Source organism: Paracoccus sp. DMF (assembly GCF_004407025.1).
Lineage (GTDB): Bacteria > Pseudomonadota > Alphaproteobacteria > Rhodobacterales > Rhodobacteraceae > Paracoccus > Paracoccus aminovorans_B.
In genome coordinates this window covers 1-3,496 of the sequence record NZ_SOKV02000097.1, presented here as the reverse complement: position 1 = coordinate 3,496, position 3,496 = coordinate 1, and the positions used below count along the sequence as shown (strand labels likewise).

Here is a 3,496-nt window from a genome sequence, read left to right as displayed (position 1 = left end):
CTGCGTCATCTCGGCCAGCGAATAGCCGCCGGCGTCAAAGGGATTGCGGGTGATGGTCATGGGATGGCTCCGGGGATGATGGGGGAGGACTGTCGACGCTGCGCGTCAGGCCCCGTCGCGGGCGACGATGCCGGCATCGGCGAGCTGGCCGATCTTGGCGGCAGTCTTGGTGGCGTCATCGACGCTGGCGTCGAAGACGAGGCCTGCGCGCGAGACGATGGCGGGGCCCCGGGCCAGCACGATGCCGGTGGCGTCGGCGGCTGCGGCATCGGTAGCGTAAAGCAGCACCGCAGCGGCAGTCTCGGCCCCGTCCGAGCCGGTGGCGGGTGAGATTGTGTATTTGCCGCTGGCGGTGATCTGCCCCAGCACCGCGCCGACGGGATAGTTGGTGCCCGCGAGCAGCGTCACAACCTCGCGGCTGTAGTTGGGGTTCAACTCGTATTTGAGGACATCGCCCATCGAGGGCGGTTGCGTCAGGACGGGCATGGTTCAGACTCCGGAATATCGGGGGACAGGTAGGGGGAAATCAGCGCGAGGCGGCGGAATTGCGGGCGGCGGCGATGATGGGGCTTTCCTTCGCGGCTGCGGCCGGGGCGGTGGCGATGATCCCCGCCGCGTCGCTGCGGGCGGCCAGATCGGCCAGCACCTTCGCCCGCAGAGCTTCTGGTTTCAGACCACGGGCCACGGCATCGGCAGCGTCGATGCTCACGCCGAGCCGCGCCGCCTGGGCGCAGACCTGTGCGACCTCGGCCGCTTCGGCGCGGATGGCCTCGATTGAGGGGGCTGCTTCGGCTTTCGACGGCGTGGCTGCCTCTGCCGGAGTCGGCGCTGCGACCGTCGGGATCGCGGACAGTTCCGGCGCGGCGGCGGCGGGCCCTGCCGGAGTGGTCTGTACATCGTCATCGGTGTTGCTGGTCATCAGAGGGTCCTTTCCTTTTGTGGTGATGTGGCGCTGCGAGGCGCGAAAGTGGTCGCTTGGTACGGCTGCGAAAGCGCGGAAGGCGGTGACTGGATCGGCGACCTCATCGGCAAGACCGGCAAAGACCGCCGCTTCGCCGCGGAAGACGGCGGCTTCGGTGCTGAGCGCGCGCTGGGTGTCGAGCCGGGTGCCACGACCCTCGGCGACGGTCTCGGCGAAGAGCTGGCGCAGATCCTCGACCTCGCCGGCGATCCGGGCACGGACGACCTCGGGCAGCGGCTGGTAGGGATTGGCATCGACCTTGCGCGCCCCGGCATGGATCAGGGTGACGGCAATGCCTTGTCTGTCGAGCGCGCCGCTCATGTCGCTGTGCATCGCCAGCACGCCGATGCTGCCGACAGCGCCAGTGCGGGGCAGGATGATGCGGTCGGCCTGCGAGGCCAGCGCATAGCCGGCCGACAGCGCATGGTCGGCGACGAAGGCGTGGATCGGCTTCAGCGCCCGCGCCGCGCGGATGCGGTCGGCGAGATCGAAGGCGCCGGCCACCTCGCCGCCGAAGCTGTCGATGTCGAGCGCGATGCCGCGGATCGCCGGATCGGCAAGCGCCGCCGAAAGCTGGGCGGCGATGCCCTCATAGGAGGTCAGCCCCGAGGACTGCCCGATCCACGCCCCGCGATGCACCAATGTGCCGGCGATCTCGATCACGGCGATGCTGTTCACCACCGCGAAGGGTTGGGTGCCGTTCCGCGCTTGCCGGTTGGTCAGGTCGTCATCGAAGAGTGAGGCCCGGACGGGCAGGTTGGCGGCAGTTAGGTCGGCGGCTTCCACCTCCAGCCCCTGGAAGGTGATGTCCTGCCCGGCGATGCGAGGCCCGAGGCCGGCGAGGAAGGCCAGCGCCTTGGCCGGATCGACCATCAGCGGCGTGTTGAAGACACGCTGGGCGATCTGGGTGTGATGTATCATGCTTTCTCCGCGGACCTGAGTTCCCGGTCGTCGCCGTTGTCTTCCAGATCGCCGCTGCTCTGCTGATCCTGCCGCTCGTTTTGGGTATCACCCGGGCCAGCGCCGCCACCCGCCGCCTGCGCCGGTGATCCCGGCCGCCGGAAGTCCAGCCCCAGCTCGGCCTCGCGCTGGCGTTCGGCGGCGATTTCCCGGTCGACCTGTTCGGCGTCAAAGCCGCGCTCGGCGATGGCCTGGCTGCGGGATTTGAGTCCCGCCTCGATCTGCAGGATCTCCGCCGCCGCGTCCTTGGCCGGGTCGATCCAGTCCCATTTGGTCGGCAGCCAGTCGCAGGCGAGGTATTGGCGCCGCTCGGTGGCATAACCGGGCAGGTCGATGGCGCCCGACAACACCGCCATGTCCAGCCAGCGCGTCCAGACCGCTCGGCAGAGCTGATAGACCATCACCGAATGCTGGAAGGCCGAGATGCGGCGGCGGAAGTCGATCAGCGCAATGCGGGTGTTGGAGAAGTTCCCCTTCGCGGTGTCGCCGGTGAGATAACCGTAAGGCACGCCCAGCGCCGCGCCGATCTGCAACAGCGTGCGGTACTGGAAGGGCTCATAGGTGGATCCGGAATCCGGGGTTGCCGGAGTGGTCACATCCTCGCCGGGATCGAGCCGCACCACCTGACCGGGTTCGACCTCCAGATCGTCCTCGGCCGGATCGAGGGCGGTTTCCGGGGCGGGCGAGGTGATGAACATCGCGAACATCGCCGCAGTCTTCTTCCGCTCCAGCTCGGCATCGTCGTAAAGGTCGAGGGTGAAGAGCTTCACCACGGCCGCGGCAAAGCGCGACACGCCGCGCAGCTGGCCCGCCTCTAGGGGATCGAGGATGTGGATCACCTCGGAGGCCGGAACCCGGACGGTTTCCCCGGCCAGTCCCGGATCGGTCATGTCGCCCGGGTGGCGGCGCAGAAAGTGATAGGCCACGCGGCGGCCGATGCCATCGAACTCGATGCCCTGGCGGATCGATCCCGCGCCGGGAAGGGGGCGATTCATGTCGAGCGGCAGCATCTCCGAGGGCAGCATCTGCAGCTGTATCGGCACGGTGAGCCCATCCTCGGGGCGGCGGGTGCGGAGGCGCAGAAACACCTCGCCGGCCAGAAACACTTCCCGCGCGGCCCTGCGCTGGATCCCGTAGAAATCGGTCAGCCCCTCGGCATCGGCCTCGTCGGTCCAGGCGAGCCAGAGGCTCTGCAGTTCCTCCTTCTGCGCAGCATCGACGATCTTCGACGAGGGTTTGATCCCGTCGCCGACGACATGGTTGGCGAAGGCATCGACGGCGTTCGCGGCATAGCCGTTGTTGCGGGCGAGCCAACGGGCGCGGGCGGTGATGGTCTCGCCGGAGGCGGCGATCAGCGTGTTCACATGCGCGCGGCTGGCGCGAAAGCCGCGCAGCCGGCGCTGCGACTGTGCGGCGTCAAACCCGCCGATGATGGACCCAAGGCGCGCGCGGAAGGCGTCGAAGACCATGGCTTACAGACCCTTCGAGGCGACCGTGCCCCAGCGGCGGCGCCGGGCCGGGACACCGCTGACAGCTGCGATGCGCGCCTCCAGATCGCGGATGGCCGCCGCCAGT

At 68.7% G+C, this 3,496-nt stretch carries 3 protein-coding genes; all 3 read right to left on the bottom strand.

Annotated features, from left to right (window positions below; all coding sequences use genetic code 11):
• Positions 1–105 precede the first annotated feature (105 nt).
• From E3D03_RS20200 to E3D03_RS20190, 3 genes are read right to left on the bottom strand one after another with little or no spacing between them, the layout of a single operon-like run.
• Complete coding sequence (locus tag E3D03_RS20200) at positions 106–486, bottom strand: head decoration protein (protein ID WP_263568443.1); 381 nt, start codon at positions 484–486, stop codon at positions 106–108.
• Between the two features lie 40 nt (positions 487–526).
• Complete coding sequence (locus E3D03_RS20195) at positions 527–1,879, bottom strand: S49 family peptidase (RefSeq protein ID WP_231565617.1); 1,353 nt, start codon at positions 1,877–1,879, stop codon at positions 527–529.
• Complete coding sequence (locus tag E3D03_RS20190; protein ID WP_263568442.1) at positions 1,879–3,390, bottom strand: phage portal protein; 1,512 nt, start codon at positions 3,388–3,390, stop codon at positions 1,879–1,881. Before E3D03_RS20190 ends, E3D03_RS20195 begins: the two co-directional genes overlap by 1 nt.
• Positions 3,391–3,496 lie beyond the last annotated feature (106 nt).

What these genes read in the sequence shown, in the direction of transcription:
- E3D03_RS20200 (WP_263568443.1), bottom strand. Translation starts at nt 486, where the DNA reads ATGCCCGTCCTGACGCAACCGCCCTCGATGGGCGATGTCCTCAAATAC.
- E3D03_RS20190 (WP_263568442.1), bottom strand. Translation starts at nt 3,390, where the DNA reads ATGGTCTTCGACGCCTTCCGCGCGCGCCTTGGGTCCATCATCGGCGGG.